This window comes from Pseudomonas sp. Ag1 (assembly GCF_000278565.1).
In the GTDB taxonomy this organism is placed as follows: Bacteria; Pseudomonadota; Gammaproteobacteria; order Pseudomonadales; family Pseudomonadaceae; genus Aquipseudomonas.
In genome coordinates this window covers 48,692-66,113 of sequence record NZ_AKVH01000106.1, presented here as the reverse complement: position 1 = coordinate 66,113, position 17,422 = coordinate 48,692, and the positions used below count along the sequence as shown (strand labels likewise).

Annotated in this window: 16 protein-coding genes; 2 read left to right on the top strand and 14 right to left on the bottom strand. The window is 60.7% G+C overall.

What is annotated here, in order from left to right; translation table 11 throughout:
* Positions 1-6: 6 nt before the first annotated feature.
* Genes icmH through tssA form a run of 13 tightly spaced genes read right to left on the bottom strand, consistent with a single transcriptional unit; the run spans position 7 to position 14,909 of the window.
* A complete protein-coding gene (icmH, locus tag A462_RS10210; RefSeq protein WP_008437025.1) occupies positions 7-867 on the bottom strand; it encodes a type IVB secretion system protein IcmH/DotU in 861 nt (286 codons plus the stop codon).
* A 4-nt stretch (positions 868-871) separates the two neighbouring features.
* Positions 872-2,200, bottom strand: coding sequence for a type VI secretion system baseplate subunit TssK (gene tssK, locus A462_RS10215; protein ID WP_008437023.1), 1,329 nt, complete (start codon positions 2,198-2,200; stop codon positions 872-874).
* A 1-nt stretch (position 2,201) separates the two neighbouring features.
* Entirely contained in the window at positions 2,202-2,684 is a 483-nt protein-coding gene (gene tssJ / locus A462_RS10220; RefSeq protein WP_023658927.1) for a type VI secretion system lipoprotein TssJ, read from the bottom strand.
* A 44-nt stretch (positions 2,685-2,728) separates the two neighbouring features.
* Positions 2,729-3,871, bottom strand: a complete 1,143-nt coding sequence (tagH, locus tag A462_RS10225) for a type VI secretion system-associated FHA domain protein TagH (RefSeq protein WP_008437021.1) — start codon at positions 3,869-3,871, stop codon at positions 2,729-2,731.
* Between the two features lie 18 nt (positions 3,872-3,889).
* Positions 3,890-4,021 (bottom strand): hypothetical protein, encoded by a 132-nt coding sequence (locus A462_RS0132575; RefSeq protein ID WP_003208049.1) that lies wholly within the window; start codon positions 4,019-4,021, stop codon positions 3,890-3,892.
* Between the two features lie 33 nt (positions 4,022-4,054).
* Positions 4,055-5,587 carry a sigma-54 interaction domain-containing protein gene (locus tag A462_RS10230; protein WP_008437017.1) on the bottom strand — a complete coding sequence of 511 codons (1,533 nt, stop codon included), beginning with the start codon at positions 5,585-5,587 and terminating at the stop codon, positions 4,055-4,057.
* Positions 5,587-8,151 (bottom strand): type VI secretion system ATPase TssH, encoded by a 2,565-nt coding sequence (gene tssH, locus A462_RS10235; protein WP_008437012.1) that lies wholly within the window; start codon positions 8,149-8,151, stop codon positions 5,587-5,589. The genes A462_RS10230 and tssH overlap by 1 nt, the downstream gene beginning before the upstream one ends.
* Before the next feature lie 12 nt (positions 8,152-8,163).
* Complete coding sequence (tssG, locus tag A462_RS10240) at positions 8,164-9,171, bottom strand: type VI secretion system baseplate subunit TssG (protein WP_008437010.1); 1,008 nt, start codon at positions 9,169-9,171, stop codon at positions 8,164-8,166.
* Positions 9,135-10,910 (bottom strand): type VI secretion system baseplate subunit TssF, encoded by a 1,776-nt coding sequence (tssF, locus tag A462_RS10245; RefSeq protein WP_008437009.1) that lies wholly within the window; start codon positions 10,908-10,910, stop codon positions 9,135-9,137. Before tssF ends, tssG begins: the two co-directional genes overlap by 37 nt.
* Positions 10,900-11,325 carry a type VI secretion system baseplate subunit TssE gene (gene tssE, locus A462_RS10250; RefSeq protein ID WP_008437008.1) on the bottom strand — a complete coding sequence of 142 codons (426 nt, stop codon included), beginning with the start codon at positions 11,323-11,325 and terminating at the stop codon, positions 10,900-10,902. The genes tssF and tssE overlap by 11 nt, the downstream gene beginning before the upstream one ends.
* Positions 11,322-12,797 carry a type VI secretion system contractile sheath large subunit gene (gene tssC / locus A462_RS10255; RefSeq protein WP_008437007.1) on the bottom strand — a complete coding sequence of 492 codons (1,476 nt, stop codon included), beginning with the start codon at positions 12,795-12,797 and terminating at the stop codon, positions 11,322-11,324. The genes tssE and tssC overlap by 4 nt, the downstream gene beginning before the upstream one ends.
* Before the next feature lie 28 nt (positions 12,798-12,825).
* Complete coding sequence (gene tssB / locus A462_RS10260; protein ID WP_008437006.1) at positions 12,826-13,323, bottom strand: type VI secretion system contractile sheath small subunit; 498 nt, start codon at positions 13,321-13,323, stop codon at positions 12,826-12,828.
* 32 nt (positions 13,324-13,355) lie between these two features.
* Positions 13,356-14,909, bottom strand: coding sequence for a type VI secretion system protein TssA (gene tssA / locus A462_RS10265; protein WP_032899578.1), 1,554 nt, complete (start codon positions 14,907-14,909; stop codon positions 13,356-13,358).
* 476 nt (positions 14,910-15,385) lie between these two features.
* On the opposite strand from tssA, the gene A462_RS10270 reads away from it, so the two are divergent.
* A complete protein-coding gene (locus A462_RS10270; protein ID WP_003208034.1) occupies positions 15,386-15,901 on the top strand; it encodes an Hcp family type VI secretion system effector in 516 nt (171 codons plus the stop codon).
* Between the two features lie 55 nt (positions 15,902-15,956).
* Here the strand turns inward: A462_RS10270 and A462_RS10275 are convergent, their stop codons facing one another.
* The gene (locus tag A462_RS10275; protein ID WP_008437004.1) at positions 15,957-16,778 is read right to left on the bottom strand and encodes an aldo/keto reductase; all 822 of its coding nucleotides are present in this window, start codon (positions 16,776-16,778) and stop codon (positions 15,957-15,959) included.
* 108 nt (positions 16,779-16,886) lie between these two features.
* Between A462_RS10275 and A462_RS10280 the strand changes: the two genes are divergently transcribed.
* Positions 16,887-17,381 (top strand): DUF1543 domain-containing protein, encoded by a 495-nt coding sequence (locus A462_RS10280; RefSeq protein WP_008437003.1) that lies wholly within the window; start codon positions 16,887-16,889, stop codon positions 17,379-17,381.
* Positions 17,382-17,422 lie beyond the last annotated feature (41 nt).

Here is a 17,422-nt window from a genome sequence, read left to right as displayed (position 1 = left end):
CCTGCGTTAGAGCGGCGCCCGGAACATATCCGGCGCCACGAGTTGATACGGTTGCAACACCGCTTCACGCTGCTGGCCCAGCACCCAGGCAAATCCTGCATACAGGCTCAACAGGCTGGCGGCGACAAACACTGCAATCCAGGTGAGCGACACGACCCTCAGCCGTTTCCGGCGCGGCTGTTCCGGCCTGGGCGACGGCGCGCACGCCGCAGGCGTATCACCCCGCACATGCCGGATCTGCCGATACAGCGCGTCCCGAACCTGTTCAAGCTGCAACAACCCACGCTCCATGACCCGGTACTTGCCCTCAAACCCGAGGGACAGGCACAGGTACATCAACTCCAGCATCGCCAGGTGCTTGAAGGGGTCCCTCGACATGCGCTCAAGCAACTGGAAAAACTTCTCGCCGCCGAAGGTTTCGTTGTGAAAACTGCTCAGCAGGCTCATCTTCGACCAATCGCTCTGGCTGCCCCATGAGGTGGTGACCACTGCCTCGTCGATCACGCTGCACAGCACATACCGCGCCGCCATGACCTCGCTGCCTTGGGCCCCGTCATGCCGGGCCCGCGTCTCGAACAGCGTGACTGCAGCCGAGAGTCGTTCATTCAGGGCGCGCAGGCTTTCCTCGGCGGTACTGCGCTTGAGGCGGACCACCTCGGACAACAGCTCCCAGGCAGGCGCCACCAAACTGTTCAGGCCAATGTCGAAATGCTCCGCGCCCTGCAAGTGGGCCGCGTAGATCATCCGGTCTTCCAGTTGTTCGAAACGCGGCGGCGATGCGAAGTCGGTCATCGGTCCCTGCGCCGGTCCGCGTCCCTGTCGATCAAGCAGGACGGTTTTCTCGTCCTGCGGGTATTCCCTGTCCATGGTCTCAGTTCCTGATGGCCCAGAATTTCAGTTCCAGTTCGGCAAATTCACCGCTGACGTGGAAGGCAAATCCTCCCGACTGCTTCAACTGCTCAATGTCCCGGGCACCGAGTTCAAGCATGAAATAGGTGTTGGCGGCATGAAACGGTATCTGCCGGGGAGCCACCGGCAGCGGCTTGACCTTGATGCCCGCCAACTGCAGGTTGACCAACTCGCGAATCCGCTCCACAGGGCCGACCTTGAGGTGCGCCGGCAGCCGGTGACGAAGCTCCTCGGCGTCACAATGGGCGCTGGCGGCCAGAATGAAGGTCGCCGAACCCAGCAGGTTGAGATCGCTCACCGGGCACACCAGCACCCCGTACTGGCGAGGCTGCAGCGCCAGCTCAATGGCATGCTGCTCAAGCACCATCGACAGCAGGCTGCGAATCGGCTCCATCAATCCACGAAAGCTGGCGCCCTGGTCGCTGTGCCGGTAATGCCCCTCGAAGTGCGCACGCTTGCTGTCGCTGGCAAACGTCGCGAGTTCACCCAGGATCGACAGCAATGTTCGATACAGCGTTTCAGGGCTGACCTGGCTCAGGCCCAGGTAGTGACGCAAGACCAGTTCGGTGCGATTGATCAATTGCAACATCAGGAAGTCGCCAACCTCCGCGCCGGCGGCGGTACCGTTGGAGCGAATCCGCTCGGCGATGGCATCCCCCCGGTAAGCGAGCAGGCTGATCACTTCCTTGAGGCAAGACAGCAGGTAGCCGGAGCCATGCAGGTGAATGAAGCTCGGGATAAAATCGGGGTCCAGGCTGACGCCCTCCTCAGTGCAACTGAGCACCTGGGCAACCTTGAGCTTCACGTAATGCGGGTCGCTGTGTTGCTCCCCCAGCAACAGGCGAAAATCCAGCTGCCCGCAATTGACCTGACGACGAGCTTCTTCCCCGGCGTTGGAGTCGCTGACGTCTACCGCAAGAGTCTTGTAGCGCGCCAACACATCAATCTGCTCGGGTCGACGGGCTTCAACACAGTTACCTGTGGCCAGCGGCAAGGCCAGGTAGATCGACTGCTTCCCGGTATTTACCGGAACCTCCAGCACCAGCGACTCCATCGCGCCGCCCAGCTCGAACAGGCTGCCATCCGGCAATATGCCGCTGGCCTGGCTGATAACGACCTTGCCCATATTGAGGTATTGCACATCGATTTCCAGGGCCAGGAAGCCCCAGGCGTGACGGCACAACAGCTGGGTGCGGCGCGTGAGTTGCTGATCGTGGTACCGATCGTTTTGCTGAAAATGCTGAGGGCGCAACAACATGCCTTCCTGCCAGATGACTTTTTGGCTGTACATGTCAGTCGCCCGCCTTCGCGGGTTGCGGGTTGACCAACCGAATGCCGGCCTGATCAAGGATCAGTTCAGCGCCGGTCAATCGCTGCGCGGTCACCGGCAGCACATAGCGCCATTGCGAGTGAGGCAAATCACGGTACGCCGCCAGCACGCCGACATAACGACTGCCGGGCTCGAGACTGAGTTTGAGCGTGGAGTGATCGCCGGGGCGCAACTCCAGCTCTTCGAGGTTCACCAGGTCCTTGGGCAACGTGTGCTCGGCATGAGCATAAAGGCTGAAAAAGTCCGCATTTTCAAAAGCCACGGGGTGTCGAAGCTCCATCAGGTGCACCACGATCGGCGAGGGGCGACCATGGAGATCAGGGTTGACCCGTTCGCTGGCGGTCAGTGTCAGGTCCAGCTTGGTCAACTTCGAAAAGGGCGACAGGGAGCAACCACCCAGCAAACCCATTACAGCGCACAACAATGCAACGGTGACTCGGGACATGAAGATCATCCTGGATAACGGTGAAGGGTTGAGATCAGGCGAATCTATTCCTCGTACGCCTTGGCGAAGTCGCTGCCCAGCAGGCGCTCGCTCAAGTGCTCGTCCTCGATCAGTGCCTGGTAATGGCGCTGATACGCGCGCCAGCGGGCGCCACACCGGGGGATCAGCGGCGGCCTTGCCTGGCGTTCGAAGCACAGCAGCAAATGGCCGGGCGCAAAGGCTGCCAGAGCGCCGCGTACTGCCGCGCGGCAGGCCGCCAGCAAGGCCACCTCGTGAGCCTGCATGTCGCGGTACGCCCGCATGACAAGCATCTCGGCGGAAACCTGCCCCAGCTGCCCGACACCCAGCAGCGACCCCAAGGCCGCACTGGCGTCTGCGCTGTCTCTAAGTGGGTTGGGGCTTTGGAGCGGCGTCTGGGTGAGTGCCAGTTTCAGCTCTTGCCTGAGCTCGTTACGGGTGCCCAGGCTCTGTTGCAACCCTTCAGTCATTTGCCGGAGCAAGCTCGCGGCCTTGATCGCCAGGACTTCTCTTGCCGACTCATCGAGGTCGCCCAGATCAATACCGAGTGCCTGCGCAAACCCCAACCAGAATGGCCCTGAGCCGTGACCTGGAACGGGCGATTGCGGACTTGGGGCGACCTGGCGCGCAGGCTTCACAAGCTCGGGAACCGTCAGGTGATCCCGGTCCGCCGCCGCGTGGTCCGTCCAGCGCAATGTCTCGTAGGTGGTCATGTTCAGGGCCGCCAGCTCTTGCGACCCGTCCTCGCGCTGCAGTTCGCTGGCCAGTGCCCGCAGTGGGTCCAGCTCAAGGAATGCATCATCGGGAATCAGCCTGTGTAATCCGTCCTGGCCCTGTCCCAGCGGTGGGCTGACCAGTCGTGCGCGAATACTCAGCGGCCCCAGCTGAAATACCGCGCCGTCATCTATCGGTTGCTGCTGCCCCTCATGCAGACGCTCACTGCGGCCTGCCAGGCGGGTTCCATTGCTGCTGATATCCGTCAGGAAATACCGGCCGTCACGATAACTGATCACCGCGTGACGACCGGAAACCTGGCGACTGGTGTCAGGCAGGGTCCAGTCGCAACCGGCCCCCCGGCCGATGACGCCCCCCACACCGTCAAAGACTTTGCGCAGCGCCGGCGCGGACTCTGCTGGCCCCGCAGGGCACACCTCAAACACTAGCTGCATGGCAGGACTCCTCCGCGCTCACAGGCCACGACCGGTGGACCGTGGATCACCCAGCGGACGGTAGTCATCGTCGTCAAAGACATGATTGGTGTTACAGCCACTCAGCAAAAACAACACAAGCACCAGGGCTTGCCACTGACTAACAGGCATCAGGTATCTCCCGGAATTGAAAGGGTGTGCCATTCAGCACTCTCCCTGGACTTCGCCAAACGGAATGTCCAGGCGTGCAAGGCGGTACAACAACGTGCGCCGGGCGAGGCCCAGTTCACGGGCGGTGCGGGTTCGATTGCCACGGTTCTTGCGCAGGCAGTCGATCAGCACTACCCGCTCGACTCGCTCCATGCGCTGGCGCAGCGTTGCGTCGACAGCGGGCGCGGACAGGGTTGATGGCAGCGATAAATGCGCAGGCAGGATCACCTCGTCGTCGCACAGCAGCACCGCCCGCTCCACCATGCATTTGAGCTCACGAACGTTGCCGGGAAAGTGGTGGCTGGACAGTTGATCCAGGGCCGCACTCGACCAGCCCACCGTGGCTCGCCCCAACAGTGCACAGGCCTTGTCGGCGAAATGCCGGGCCAGTTGCAGCACGTCCCCGTCCCGCTGGCGCAGCGCCGGCAACTCGATAGGAAACTGCGCCAGCCGGTAATAAAGGTCCTCGCGAAAGCTTCCTTCAGCCACCATGCTGGTGAGGTCCCGGTGGGTCGCCGCGACGATTCGCACGTCGACCTTGTGGGACGTGTTGGCACCCAACGGCCGAATCTCGCCCTCCTGCAGGACCCGCAACAACTTGGCCTGCAGTGACAGCGGCATATCACCGATTTCGTCGAGCAGCAGCGTGCCGCCGTGGGCGGTGTCAAACAGGCCGGCGTGGTCTCTTTCGGCCCCGGTGAACGCGCCTTTGCGGTAACCGAACAACTCACTTTCGAGCAAGCCTTCGGGAAACGCTGCGCAGTTTTGCACCACAAATGCCTTGCTGCTGCGCGGGCCGGCAGCATGAATGGCCCGGGCGACCACCTCTTTACCGGTGCCGGTCTCGCCCCGGAGCAGCACGGTGTAGGGGCTATGCACCACCTTGCCGATCAGGCGGCACGTCTCGTCCATGGCCGTGCTGTTTCCGATCAAGCCGTAGGCGCTGGTGCTGCGGGTGCTGCGAACCACCTTCAACGCACCGGGAGTCCGGCGCATTCGCCGCAACAGGGCCAACTGGCTCAAGACAAAACTGCCCAATTGGCCCAGGGACGCACCATAGCCAGCCAGCTCCGTCGCTCGCAGGCTGGCACACAACACCATCCCGGATACCTGCTTGCTCGGCCCCGGTAACGGCACGCACAGGAGTGATTGCCAGGACGCCGCAACTGCTGGCAGAAACCCCGTGTCATACACACTGCTGCCTACCTCGGTGAGGTTGAACACGCGGTTCTGTTGCAGCACGTACTGCAACAGTTGCTCGTTCCGGAAATCCGCGCCCGAGCTCACAACCGCCCCTGGCGGCGACAGGCCCGGCAAATACTGGGCAGCCAGTTCGAGGCGGCCGGTGGCCTGGTCGAGCAGGTACAACTGGCCAAGCTCGCAGCCGCTCAGTTGCGCGGCGCCTGCCGCAAAGTCATCGGCCAATGTCGATTCGTCACTATTGACGCCCAACCGGGTAAACCATCCCAACAAGGCAGCGGCGTAGTCCAGCGGGCTTGGCAACTGGGTAAACGGATTGTCCGCCATCAGCTGAACTCACAGATTACGGTGCCATTGGCATCCAGCCTGGCATGGACGAACTGCAGGGACTTGCCAACGGCCATCGCATCCAGCAGGCGATCCACCACCTGCGGCAACAGGTTTTCCTCGATCCATTGGTCGACAAACCGCGCGCCACTCCCACTGTGGCTACAGTGCTCGGCCATGTGTGCGACAAGATCCCCTGCGTGACTGAATGCGAGCTTGCGCTGAAGCAGACGCTGGCCCAGGCGCTGAAGTTTGTGTTCAATCAGTTGGTGCAGCACCGCGCCTGCCACCGGGTAATACGGCACGACTCGCATACGGGCCAGCAGCGCCGGCTTGAAATGAGCTGTCAGTACCGGCCGGATCGCGGCGTGCAGTACTTCGACAGCCGGTCGTTGACTGTCGGCGCACAGCCCGGTGACAAGATCGCTGCCCAGGTTGGAAGTCATCAGGATCAGGGTATTGCGAAAGTCGATTTCACGTCCTTCTCCATCATTGGCTACCCCTTTGTCGAACACCTGGTAAAACAGGTTCAGGACATCCGGATCGGCCTTTTCCACCTCATCGAGCAGCACCACTGAATAGGGCTTTTGCCGCACCGCCTCAGTCAGCACCCCGCCCTCCCCGTAACCGACATAACCCGGTGGTGCGCCGATCAGCCGGGACAGTGAGTGTTTCTCCTGGTATTCAGACATGTTGATCGTGGTGACAAAGCGCTCGCCGCCATACAACAGGTCGGCCAGGGCGTGGGCTGTTTCAGTTTTGCCGACACCACTGGGGCCCACCAACAGAAATACCCCCACGGGGGCATCAGGCTTGTTCACGCCGGCCGCGACAGCCCGCAGGCAACGGTCCAGGACCTGCACGGCACCTTCCTGGCCGAGGATGCGACCACGCAGATCATCCGCAAAGTTCAGGACCTTCGCGCTGTGTTCGCGGGCAAGCTGTTCCAGGGGAATACCCGTCCAGGCACTGATAACCTGCGCCACCAACCGTGGGCATACTTCGAAGCTGACCAATCGCTGTTCGTGCTGTATGGCCTGCAACGCCTGATGGTTCTGGGCCAGGAGCGGAGCGAGAGCCTCAGTGCTTTCGCCAAGGTTACCGGCGTCGGCCAGTTGCTGGCGCAGCGAGAGTACCTTCTCGGCCAGTTCGCGCTGTTGGGTCCAGCGTTGTTCAAGCTGGAACTGTGCAACTTCTACTTCATCCAGTCTCCGGGTGAGGTGCTGCAGCACCTGTTCATCGATGGCCAACCCCGCGTCAGCATCCCTGCGCACGGCACGTTGCTGGCGCGTGCCCTCGGCCAGTTCGGCGCGCAACTGCTGCAGTTCGTCCGGCGCCGTGACCAGGCTGATCCGCACCCGGGCACAAGCGGTGTCCAGCACGTCCACAGCCTTGTCCGGCAACTGGCGGCCGGCCAGGTAGCGGGCACTCAGCTGCGCGGCGGCGACCACGGCGTCATCGCGCACGTAGACTCCGTGGCTGGCCTCATACACCGGGACCAATCCACGCAAAATCGTCACGGCATCGTCAACCGTCGGCTCGTGCACCTGCACCGGCTGAAAACGCCGCGCCAACGCCGGGTCTTTCTCGAAGTACTTCTTATACTCCGACCAGGTCGTCGCGGCGATGGTACGCAACTCACCTCGTGCCAGCGCTGGCTTGAGCAGGTTGGCGGCATCGGAGCTGCCGGCCTGGCCGCCTGCGCCGACCAGGGTATGAGCCTCATCGATGAACAGGATGACCGGTTGCGGCGAGGCGTTGACCTCATCGATCAAGCCTTTGAGGCGGCGCTCGAACTCACCCTTGATACTGGCACCGGCTTGCAGCAGGCCCATGTCCAGGGTTAGCAGGCGCACCTTCCTGAGCACCTCTGGCACTTGCGCGCTGACGATCCGCAGGGCCAGGCCCTCGACTATCGCGGTTTTCCCGACACCCGCCTCGCCCACCAGAATGGGGTTGTTCTTGCGCCGCCGCGCGAGCGTATCGATCATTTGCCGGACTTCGTTATCGCGACAGAGCACGGGGTCGAGTTTCCCGTCCCGGGCCTGGCGAGTCAGGTCATGGGTAAAGCGCTCCAGCAAGGAACTCCCCGCCTCAGCTGGAGCCGCCTGCGCGTTTTCACTCAAGAGAAATCCGAGCACACGCGGTGCATCAAGCGTGCTCATCACCGCCTGGTAACGGCTGCCAGCGTACTGCATCGGGTTGCGCAACAAGGCGAGCAGCAAGGCGCCATGGTCCACTTCCCGTCGGCCCAGCTCCAGATGGGCAACCAGCAACGCCTGCTGCAGCCATTGCACCAGGGCGGGCGAAAACACCGGATTGCGGGACGCGCTCTGGTCGACCCGAGGTTGCAGCACGGCCTGCAATTCCCCGGCATCCACGCCCGCATCCTGCAGCGCTCGCATAAGAACACCCTCGGGATGCTCCAGGAGCGTCAGCAGCAAGTCTTCCACCAGGACCTCGCCGCCGCCCCGGGTGACACAACGCTCGGCGCTGCGTTCCAGGTCGCGCCGTGTGGACGCCGTCAATGCCTGGATAAGTTGTTGCAGATCCACATTCATCATATCCATCAATCCCTAATGATTTTTACTGGCCAGGATGACCACGCCGTCTGCCCGCTCATGCCCAAGCCAACTGGTCCAGCCCAGGCGGCAGACGTTGTGCTCGCCAAGGTGCAACGGCCGGACCTCGCCCGCCGCCAACACCAGTCGCACGTCGTATTCCAAGGGGTCCCGGGCGGCAAAACGCACCAGCGCACACAGCGGCTCGTAACCCGCCCCGGTGGGCAAAAACTCGTGAAAACGCTGCCAATCGAGTGCCAATACATGAACCCTGAACATGCCACTGCGGTCGATAAGGCACTCCCCCAGCACCAGGTCCGAACCCAACGAGCTATAGGCGCGACCAAGGTCATTGCGCTGCTCCTGGTCGATCACTACCCTGCGCTCGACCCACTGCTCGATGACCAGCCGGTTGTGCTTGAAGTAATAACGCAGCACGGTCTCGATCAGCGCGGCGGAGTGCACGCGCAGGCTCAGCAGCCCCAGGTAGGGCAAAAGGCGTTTCCAGTTCAGTTGAGCCGCGCTGCGAATCGCGCTGCCACCCAGGCCCACCCATGCAAACATCTGCTCGGAAAAAGGATCGCGGGCGCCCGTTTGAAAACTCGCCTGATAACGATATTTTCGCCAGATCGGCACTATCAGCCGGTGCAGGCGATGGTGAAAAAGATCAAGAAATTCCCGCGTCGGATTACCGCCCGCTACCTCGGCAAAGGCTTGCTCGCCATAGAACGCCGGCAGCGGTGACCCTGTACCAAACAGGCCCAGCACATTGAGGCGAAGCCGTGCCCGCAAATGGCCGTGCTCGACAAAAAACTCCACACGATCAATGTCGTTGCCGGGAAAGCCAAAGCCTGGGTTGGCCTGGAACTCCAATTGATCGTAAAGCGCCTCATCGTCCAGCGAGGGATGCGCCTCGCGCAGGCGCTCGATAATCTGCGCAACCGCCTGAAACACCGAGTACTCGCGAATCACTCGGGACAGTGCGGTTAAAGCAGGGGCTGCTGGCCCATCCGGGGTGGCCATAGGTACACGTCTCCTTGTGTGCTGATGACTCGCAGTTCGTGGTACGAGTTGAGGCTGGCGTAAAGCGCGAAGAACTCGTTGAGCACCGAAGCAAAGACGAACACGTCGCCCTCCCCCAGGTAGCCTTCAGGATCGATGGTGAGGTCAACCCGCAAGCCGCGAAATGGCAGGCCTCGGTGCAGCCGGTCTACGGGCTGGTGACTGATCGAACGGAGGGCGCCCAGCCTTCGCCTGCTGACCTTTTCCACCTGGCGGTCGTGATAACGCGGCAGGTCGTAGGTTTCGAGGATCACCCTCAAGGCGTTGATATCGGTCAATGACAGATAGTTGAGCGACATATTGCTGATCAGTCGCCACAGGAAGTCGCTGTCCAGGGGTGGCGCAAAGCTGGGGGTTGCCGCGGTGATGTTGCGAAACGAGAGAAACTCGGGCGTCTGTTCGCACGCCTGATTGATATCGCCCACCTGCAGCAGGCATGGCAGGTTGTGGTTGGTGCAGGTCAGTTCAATCGACAGGGTTTCCTGTTCATGCACTGGACACCGGTCGAAACTCAGCCAGGTATCCAGGCCGGCATGTTGCAGGGATGGCCGCTGGCGAACGCCATAGCTGGGCGCGGCGCTGCCAAAATCGTGCTCAAACGATTCGAACGGAACATATTCCTGGTACCCGAGGCCTCCCGGCCGCCATCCCGTGACCTTGTCGACGGAAAATACACCGCAGTTCCCCCTGGCGTATTCGCCAGGCAACAACAGGTATTCGTCCTGCTTGCCGTCCAGGCGAATCGGTACGCCGTCGTGCTTGAACAGATTGACGATGGGCGTGCAGTACAGCTTCACGTTGTCTAGGGTAGGCGCCATTCGCTCAATACCGCGACCACGCATGTCGAAGCGTAACGTCACGCCATGTAGCTGCTTGAGTACGTCAATAGGCAACCTGCTCAACGCGCCAAGGCCACTCACATCGACAAACAGGTATTTGTCGGGAAAGGCGAAGTACTCCTGCAAATGGCGATAGCCACGAAAGGTATTCAACGGATAAGGGATCAGTGCCTCATCCTCGGAAAAGCCCACAGGACTGATATCGTTGCTGGACAGACGCAACGAAACAGGCTCGCCGTCGGCGCCGATGACCGGCAGCCCGTCGCGCCCGAAAGGCAGCAACTCGAACCCGTCCAGGTGGCGCAAAAGCCCCAGGTAAAGCGCCTGGCTGACGGGCTGCTCCCCCGCGAGATGCAAACGCAGGCAGTTCAGTTCCAGCTCACTGAAGTTGCCCTCGGCCGTCATCTCCAGACGCAGGCAGAGCAAAGCGCCCTCGCCCTGTACCGAGTACTCCATGGCGGCCAGTTGCAGCGGCAAGACCTGCGTCGGGTAACAGGTACGAAAACGGCAGCGTTCACCGTCGATCGCAATGCTTTCCACCGGTGTATCCCGCTCGACCCTGATGGCCGGCCCTGTGCGCTTGAGCGGATCAAACTGCAGCATGCTGAACGACGGCAGCGGCCGCATATAGTTGGGCCACAGCAGATGCATCAACGAGTGACTCAACTCCGGCAATTGATCATCAAGCTTCTGCCGCAGGCGACCGGTGAGGAATGCAAAACCCTCAAGCAACCGTTCTACGTCCGGGTCCTGGCCAGCGTCCCCGAGAAACGGCGCGAGTGCCGGGTTGCGCTCGCAGAAGCGTCGCCCCAACTGTCGCAGTGCGCTCAGCTCGCCCTGGTAGTAGCGGTTAAACGACATTCGGTTTGACCTCGACCCGTGCGCCGTGAGCCAGGCTGGCGCAAAAGGCGACCGCTTGCGTCATGCCATTGACTTCCATGGCCCCCTCGATGGAAAAAGCCAGCACCATCGGGTCACGGCCCTGTGGCAATGCCCTGACACGGACATCCTTCAGACGGGGTTCGTAGGCCTGGATAAAGCGCTCAATCAGGAACCGAGCCTGGCTCAACGCGTCATGCAGGCTGAGGCGCATGTCATTCAGATCAGGTAACCCGTAATCAGGTAGCGTCTGGACACTGCCCGCACGGGTGCTGAGCATTTTCGCCAGATGCCCCGCCACGGATTCCACGACGCAACCTTGCGGGCTGCGCCCCACGCCGGACTCCAGGCGCTCGAAAAGGCTGCGGTTTTGGGTAATCACGTGGCGGCGGCTCATTCTTTATCGAGCTTGCCGACGAGCGACAGAGTGAAGTCTGCCCCCATGTACTTGAAGTGCGGGCGAACGCTCAGGTTGACGCGATACCAGCCGGGCTCCCCGTCGACATCACTGACAACAATGCGCGCAGCCCGAAGCGGGCGCCGTCCCCGCACTTCGGTGCTGGGGTTGTCCTGGTCGGCGACGTATTGGCGAATCCATTTGTTGAGTTCCAGCTCAAGGTCGGTGCGCTCCTTCCACGACCCCAGCTGTTCACGCTGCAGCACCTTGAGATAGTGGGCCAGGCGATTGACGATCATCATGTACGGCAATTGGGTACCGAGCCGGTAATTCAGCTCGGCAGCCTTGCCTTCGGCACTGATTCCAAAAGACTTGGGTTTTTGCACCGAACTGGCGGAAAAGAACGCTGCATTGTCACTGCCCTTGCGCATGGTCAGGGCAATGAAGCCCTCTTGCGCCAGCTCGTATTCGCGTCGGTCGGATACCAGCACCTCGGTAGGAATCTTGGTTTCGATCTCGCCCATGCTGTGAAAGTGATGCAGCGGCAAGTCCTCCACTGCACCACCACTCTGCGGGCCGATAATGTTCGGGCACCAGCGATACCGGGCGAAACTGTCCGTCAAGCGGGTAGCAAAGGCATAGGCCGTATTACCCCACAGATAGTGTTCGTGGCTGCTGGCCACATGTTCCTGGTAGGCGAACGTCTTGACCGGACAATCAACGGGATCGTACGGCGTACGCAATAGAAAGCGCGGTACGGTGAGGCCGATGTAGCGGGCATCTTCGCTCTGGCGAAAACTCTGCCATTTGGCAAACTGCGGCCCTTCAAAATGGTCCTTCAGGTCCTTGAGGTCAGGCAGGCCGGTAAAGCTCTCCAGGCCGAAGAAGCCAGGGCCGGCCGCCGCAATGAACGGTGCATGAGCCATGCAGGCCACGCTGGAAACGTACTGCATCAGCCTGACATCGGGAGCACTGGGGGAAAGGAAATAATTGGCGATGATTGCCCCTACGGGCTGGCCGCCGAACTGACCGTATTCGGCACTGTAGATGTGCTTGTAGAGTCCGGACTGAGTCACCTCCGGTGAGTCCTCGAAGTCATCCAGCAGGTCCTGGCGGGAGACGCTGAGCAGTTCGATCTTGATGTTTTCACGAAAATTGGTGCGATCAACCAGCAACTGCAGGCCACGCCAGGAAGACTCCAGTGCCTGGAAGTCGGGATGGTGCAGGATTTCATCCATTTGCTGGCTGAGCCTTGCGTCAATCTCGGCAATCATCCGGTCAACCAGGCGCTTCTTGACCGGCTCGCCCTTGTTTTGCGGCTTGATCAGCTCCTCGATAAATGCCGAGACTCCACGCTTTGCAATGCTGTAGGCCTCGTCGTCGGCGTTGAGGCGGGTCTGGGCAATGATGTTGTCGAGAATGCTGTACTCATCCGTGATGGGCGCATGCAACGGGCTTTGGCTGGTAGTCATGGTGTCAGTGTCCTTTTAACTGAGAGAGTCATACGGCGGAGCTGTCCAGCCCCAATTCAGCCAATACCCGCTTGCGCGAATCGTCATCGGCGAGGGCATTTTCAATGGCCTTTCGAAAGCTCGGCGTGTTGCCCAGCGGCCCCTTGAGCGCCACAAGTGCATCGCGCAGGTCCATGAGCTTTTTCAGCTCGGGTATCTGCTCAACCAGCTGTGCAGGATTGAAGTCCTTCATCGAATTGATCCTGACCCGGATCGCCAACTCGTCAGGTTCGGCTGAATCCTGCAGCCGGTTGGGGACGCTCAAGGCCAGGCTCAAGGCCTGCTTGGCCAGCACCTCGTCGAGGCTGTTCTTGTCGATGCCGACGGGCTTGCGGTCTTCGAGCTTGCGCAGGTCTTCACGCTGGGTGAAGTCACCAAGCACCAGCAATTTCAACGGCAGCTCGACCTCTTCCTGCGCAGTGCCGACGGCGGGTTTGAACGTGATATTGATGCGTTCCCTGGGGGCTACCGAACCTTCTTTCGCCATGGTGTTTCTCCTTTTTCGGGGGGCTCGAAAGCCTATTCAAGTGCCGCTTCGAGATCGAAGTGGCACAGCCTGCGATGGACATCTTCCTTGCGCTCACGCACGGAATGGCTTTGGGGCAATACGTCACAGCAGCCATGCAAGAGCTGCAGCACTTCAACCGCCAGCTCGGGCTCCCAGCGCTGCAGGCCTGAGTGCTGCAGCTCGTGGTCCAGGTGATCGAGCTGGACTTTGGCCAGGTCATGCTTGCCTGCCAGCAAACACAACCTGGCCAGGCCAAGCCGCCAATGAAACCGGGCACGATCACCTGTTGCGGTTTGCATGCCCTGCTTGAGGGACCGCACAGCCACCTTGAACCCGTCCTTGCGCAGCACGGGCATGACGTCGTGCAACGCTTTGTCCCAAGGCGCAGCCGGGGCATCAGGTGCCGACCTGAGTGGGACCGGGGCTTGCAAATGGCGGGCAACCTGGGTGTTGATCCAGCCACGGGTGACGTCGTCGGCGAAGGGTGTTCCGTCGTGGAAGCGCAGCTGTGCAAGCCCCGGCAAGCGCTGGAGCAACAGCGCGAAGTGCACTTCCAGCTCGGTCATGGCCAGGTCGGCCTGGAGTGCCTGCAGGCACTCCCACACCCGGTACAAGCCGTCGAACCAGAAAGGTGCTCCGGCCAGGCTGCCCTCAAGCTCCAGCAGCAGGTCGGTATGCTGCCCTTGGGCAAAGCGCTCCTGGTACCGCTTGAGCTTGTCGGGCGCCGGCCCGCGCAAAGGCGTTACCTGTTCGCTGTCACAGTCCGGAAGACTGGTGATCGTCAGCCAGGTCAACGTTCGGTTCAGACGCAGTGCGCGCAGGTCAGTGGCATTCTGACGCTGCCACCAGGCCGACAAGGGCCGGGCATGTTCCTGCAGCGTGCGCAGCAGCTTGTGGGCGTCCTTTTCGTTTTCCACAATGGGCTCGGGCGCCATCAACTGAGTCGCGACCTGCTTGATATGGGCGATCACCCCTGTGCTACCGCCTGCTGGAGGTTCGCTTTCGGTGGACTGTTGCAATCGGTCCGACAGCTGCCTGCGAACCGGCAGTAACAGTGGCGCATCTTCGAGAAGGTGTTCGGTCCACAACTCGTCCAGCCGCGCCAGGTGTTCGAGCATGCAGTGGAACAAGGGCCGCTGATCCTTGAACGAAACAGGTTGTGCAAGCACCTGCTCAAGGCGCGGGACCAGCCAGCCAAAGGCGGCACTGCGGGTACGCAGCTTGCCCGGATAAACGACCGCCCAATGATGCTCACAGAGGTAGCGCAGCAATCCGAGGCCTGCGAGTAGCCCGGGGAAGGACTCGCGCTGATGCAAGGCCCAGGTCAACCAGACAGCGACCCGCAAGTCCTTGGACTGGTGGCGTAACAGCGCCTCGCTTTTTTCCACGACCCATTGCCAGTCAGGCTGACTGTTTCCGTGAATGGAGTGCGCCTTGCCCAGTTCAGTTTCAAGCGCCTCATACTCGGTCGAAAAACGCATATCGGCCCCCGCATAACTCGTTTTCGAGTGGGGTGCCTGCGCAAGTTCGAGGTAATAATCGGAAAGCCTGTCTGAGTAAACCATTATGGGCCGCACTTTACTTTCCTGAACATGTCCAGTGAACTAATGGCCATTCAAGCGCACATCAGGACATTGATTAAAGTTTGCCTTCCCTACGAGAAGAGCACGAACCTTATCCATGCAAAAAGCATTGTTCAAGCCACCAAATAGCAGTTAAGGAGTTTCCTACAAGAATAGAAAAATCACCGACGCGCAAGAATTTGCGCAGCCAAGGCGCCAGGCTTCATCATGAATGAGGTGAACTCTGCGAATAACAACGCCCATCAACATGAGCAACTAACTGCACACCCCTGCGCAAACAAATACAACTAAATCGAATTAAAACCTTTAATGCCGCTCAAAATGAAAACCAATAAAACCTTACCCCCCTGCTTTCATTGACGCTCGAACTTTCCGGCACGCTTCTTGATATCGAGCATTACCCGGCCGGCAAGTCCGTCGGCCGGGACGACCTCATTTATCAGGCAAGGAAAACCGTCATGCCAACACCCGCGTATCTATCCATCACCGGCACCAAGCAAGGCTTGATCACGGCAGGCACGTTCACCCAGGACTCGGTCGGCAACATTTACCAGGAAGGCCATGAAGACCAGATCCTGGTGGAAGCATTCCAGCATCAGGTGATCATTCCCCGTGACCCGCAATCCGGCCAGCCCACCGGCCAGCGTGTGCACAAGCCCCTGATGATCAGCAAGGTATTCGATAAATCGTCGCCATTGCTGTTCAGCGCATTGACCTCCGGGGAAATGGTCAAGTGCCGCCTTGAGTGGTACCGAACCTCTTCAGCCGGAACCCAGGAACACTACTTCACCATCGAGTTGGAAGACGCGATCCTGGTGGACATCCAGTCACGGATGCCCAACTGCCAGGACCCGAACAACGCACACTTCACGCACCTGGAGGATGTGTATTTCACTTACCGGAAAATCGTCTGGACCCATGAGGTCTCCGGTACCTCTGGCTCTGATGACTGGCGCAGCCCGGTAGCCGGCTAAGCAGCCACCGAAACAGAAACGGCATCGCCATGGACGGCACCGTTTCTGTCGGCCACTAGACCATCGCCAGCGGATGCTTGCGCTTCGGCGCCCCAAAAACCCGGTCAATCGCGTCCAGGTCGTGCTCATCCAGCACCAGCTTCGCCGCTGCGGCATTGAGCCGGACATGCTCTGGCGTAACCGCCTTGGGAATCGCGATCACACCGTCCTGACGCAAGACCCAGGCCAGGGAAACCTGGGCGGGTGTGACCTCGTGGCGACGGGCAATTTGCTTGAGGGTCGGGCTGGCCAACAGGTCGCCACCCTGGGCGATGGGACAGTAGGCCATCAAGGGTAAATTGTGTTGCTGCCACCATGGCAGCAGGTCGAACTCGATGCCGCGCTCCTCGATGTTGTAGAGCACCTGATTGGTGGCACAGGCCGGGGAAGCCAGCTCCTGCAGGTCTGCCACATCAAAATTGGACACACCCCAACGACCGATCTTGCCTGCCTCACGCAAGCGCTCGAAGGCTTCTACCGTTTCTTCAAGGGGGTATTGCCCACGCCAATGCAACAGATACAGATCAATGTAGTCGGTGCCCAGGCGCTGGAGGCTGGCCTCACATGCACGTGGAATGCCCTTGTGGCTGGCATTGTGCGGGTACACCTTGCTGACCAGGAACACCTGGTCGCGCTTGCCGCGAATCGCCTCGCCGACGACTTCTTCGGCACCGCCTTCGCCATACATTTCAGCGGTATCGATCAGGGTCATGCCCTCATCGATACCCAGTTGCAACGCGGCCACTTCGGCGCTGCGCTTGCCGGGATCCTCGCCCATGCGCCAGGTCCCCTGGCCGATGACAGGGACGGGTACGCCGGCCAGATCAATGGTGCGCATGACAACCTCCTGATGAATTTGCGAATTAACAGTGTGGCACCGACTGGACAAAAGGGTTCAATCGAAGGAAGGTGGCCCTTTCCATCCCAGCCATAGAAAGGGCCTGCAATGCTGTTTGTGGTCATGTTGGGGGGTAAGCACCCCCGGGCGAAAATCGAAGTGCATGATGTGGTGTTCGCCGTCGCCGACACCCTGGAAGCCGCCTACCCGCAACTGCGCGAGGGCTGGTTCGGCAGCCAGAAAGGTGTGCATATCGACTCCTGGATGACGGTGGATGGCGTTGACGGCTGGAAAGTCCAGCTCAGCCACCTGGCGCCGAACGCCGGGGCGCCGCGCCTGTACTTCATCAACCTGGGCGGGTATGAATCGAACGTCTTTGGCGAGGCACACCACTACCTGCTGGTGGTTGCGCGCACGGCCAGGGAAGCGGCAGCCCAAGGCAAACAGCAGATGCTCACGCACTGGACGCAATCCCACACCGATGGCGTACTGGATATCGACGACTGCCTGCCCATCGACCTGGTAGACGGGCGCTACATCCACCTGGAACCCGGCGTACACCGCCCGGTCGTCACGCGAAACGACTACATCGTACTGCCCTGACCGCCTCCTACCCGAACGGGGTATGGCGCCCCACCCGCCAC

Excerpts from the sequence above, each read along its gene's own strand:
- icmH (WP_008437025.1), bottom strand. The coding sequence starts at position 867 with ATGGACAGGGAATACCCGCAGGACGAGAAAACCGTCCTGCTTGATCGA.
- tssK (WP_008437023.1), bottom strand. The coding sequence starts at position 2,200 with ATGTACAGCCAAAAAGTCATCTGGCAGGAAGGCATGTTGTTGCGCCCT.
- tssJ (WP_023658927.1), bottom strand. The coding sequence starts at position 2,684 with ATGTCCCGAGTCACCGTTGCATTGTTGTGCGCTGTAATGGGTTTGCTG.
- tagH (WP_008437021.1), bottom strand. The coding sequence starts at position 3,871 with ATGCAGCTAGTGTTTGAGGTGTGCCCTGCGGGGCCAGCAGAGTCCGCG.
- A462_RS0132575 (WP_003208049.1), bottom strand. The coding sequence starts at position 4,021 with ATGCCTGTTAGTCAGTGGCAAGCCCTGGTGCTTGTGTTGTTTTTGCTG.
- A462_RS10230 (WP_008437017.1), bottom strand. The coding sequence starts at position 5,587 with ATGGCGGACAATCCGTTTACCCAGTTGCCAAGCCCGCTGGACTACGCC.
- tssH (WP_008437012.1), bottom strand. The coding sequence starts at position 8,151 with ATGATGAATGTGGATCTGCAACAACTTATCCAGGCATTGACGGCGTCC.
- tssG (WP_008437010.1), bottom strand. The coding sequence starts at position 9,171 with ATGGCCACCCCGGATGGGCCAGCAGCCCCTGCTTTAACCGCACTGTCC.
- tssF (WP_008437009.1), bottom strand. The coding sequence starts at position 10,910 with ATGTCGTTTAACCGCTACTACCAGGGCGAGCTGAGCGCACTGCGACAG.
- tssE (WP_008437008.1), bottom strand. The coding sequence starts at position 11,325 with ATGAGCCGCCGCCACGTGATTACCCAAAACCGCAGCCTTTTCGAGCGC.
- tssC (WP_008437007.1), bottom strand. The coding sequence starts at position 12,797 with ATGACTACCAGCCAAAGCCCGTTGCATGCGCCCATCACGGATGAGTAC.
- tssB (WP_008437006.1), bottom strand. The coding sequence starts at position 13,323 with ATGGCGAAAGAAGGTTCGGTAGCCCCCAGGGAACGCATCAATATCACG.
- tssA (WP_032899578.1), bottom strand. The coding sequence starts at position 14,909 with ATGGTTTACTCAGACAGGCTTTCCGATTATTACCTCGAACTTGCGCAG.
- A462_RS10270 (WP_003208034.1), top strand. The coding sequence starts at position 15,386 with ATGCCAACACCCGCGTATCTATCCATCACCGGCACCAAGCAAGGCTTG.
- A462_RS10275 (WP_008437004.1), bottom strand. The coding sequence starts at position 16,778 with ATGCGCACCATTGATCTGGCCGGCGTACCCGTCCCTGTCATCGGCCAG.
- A462_RS10280 (WP_008437003.1), top strand. The coding sequence starts at position 16,887 with ATGCTGTTTGTGGTCATGTTGGGGGGTAAGCACCCCCGGGCGAAAATC.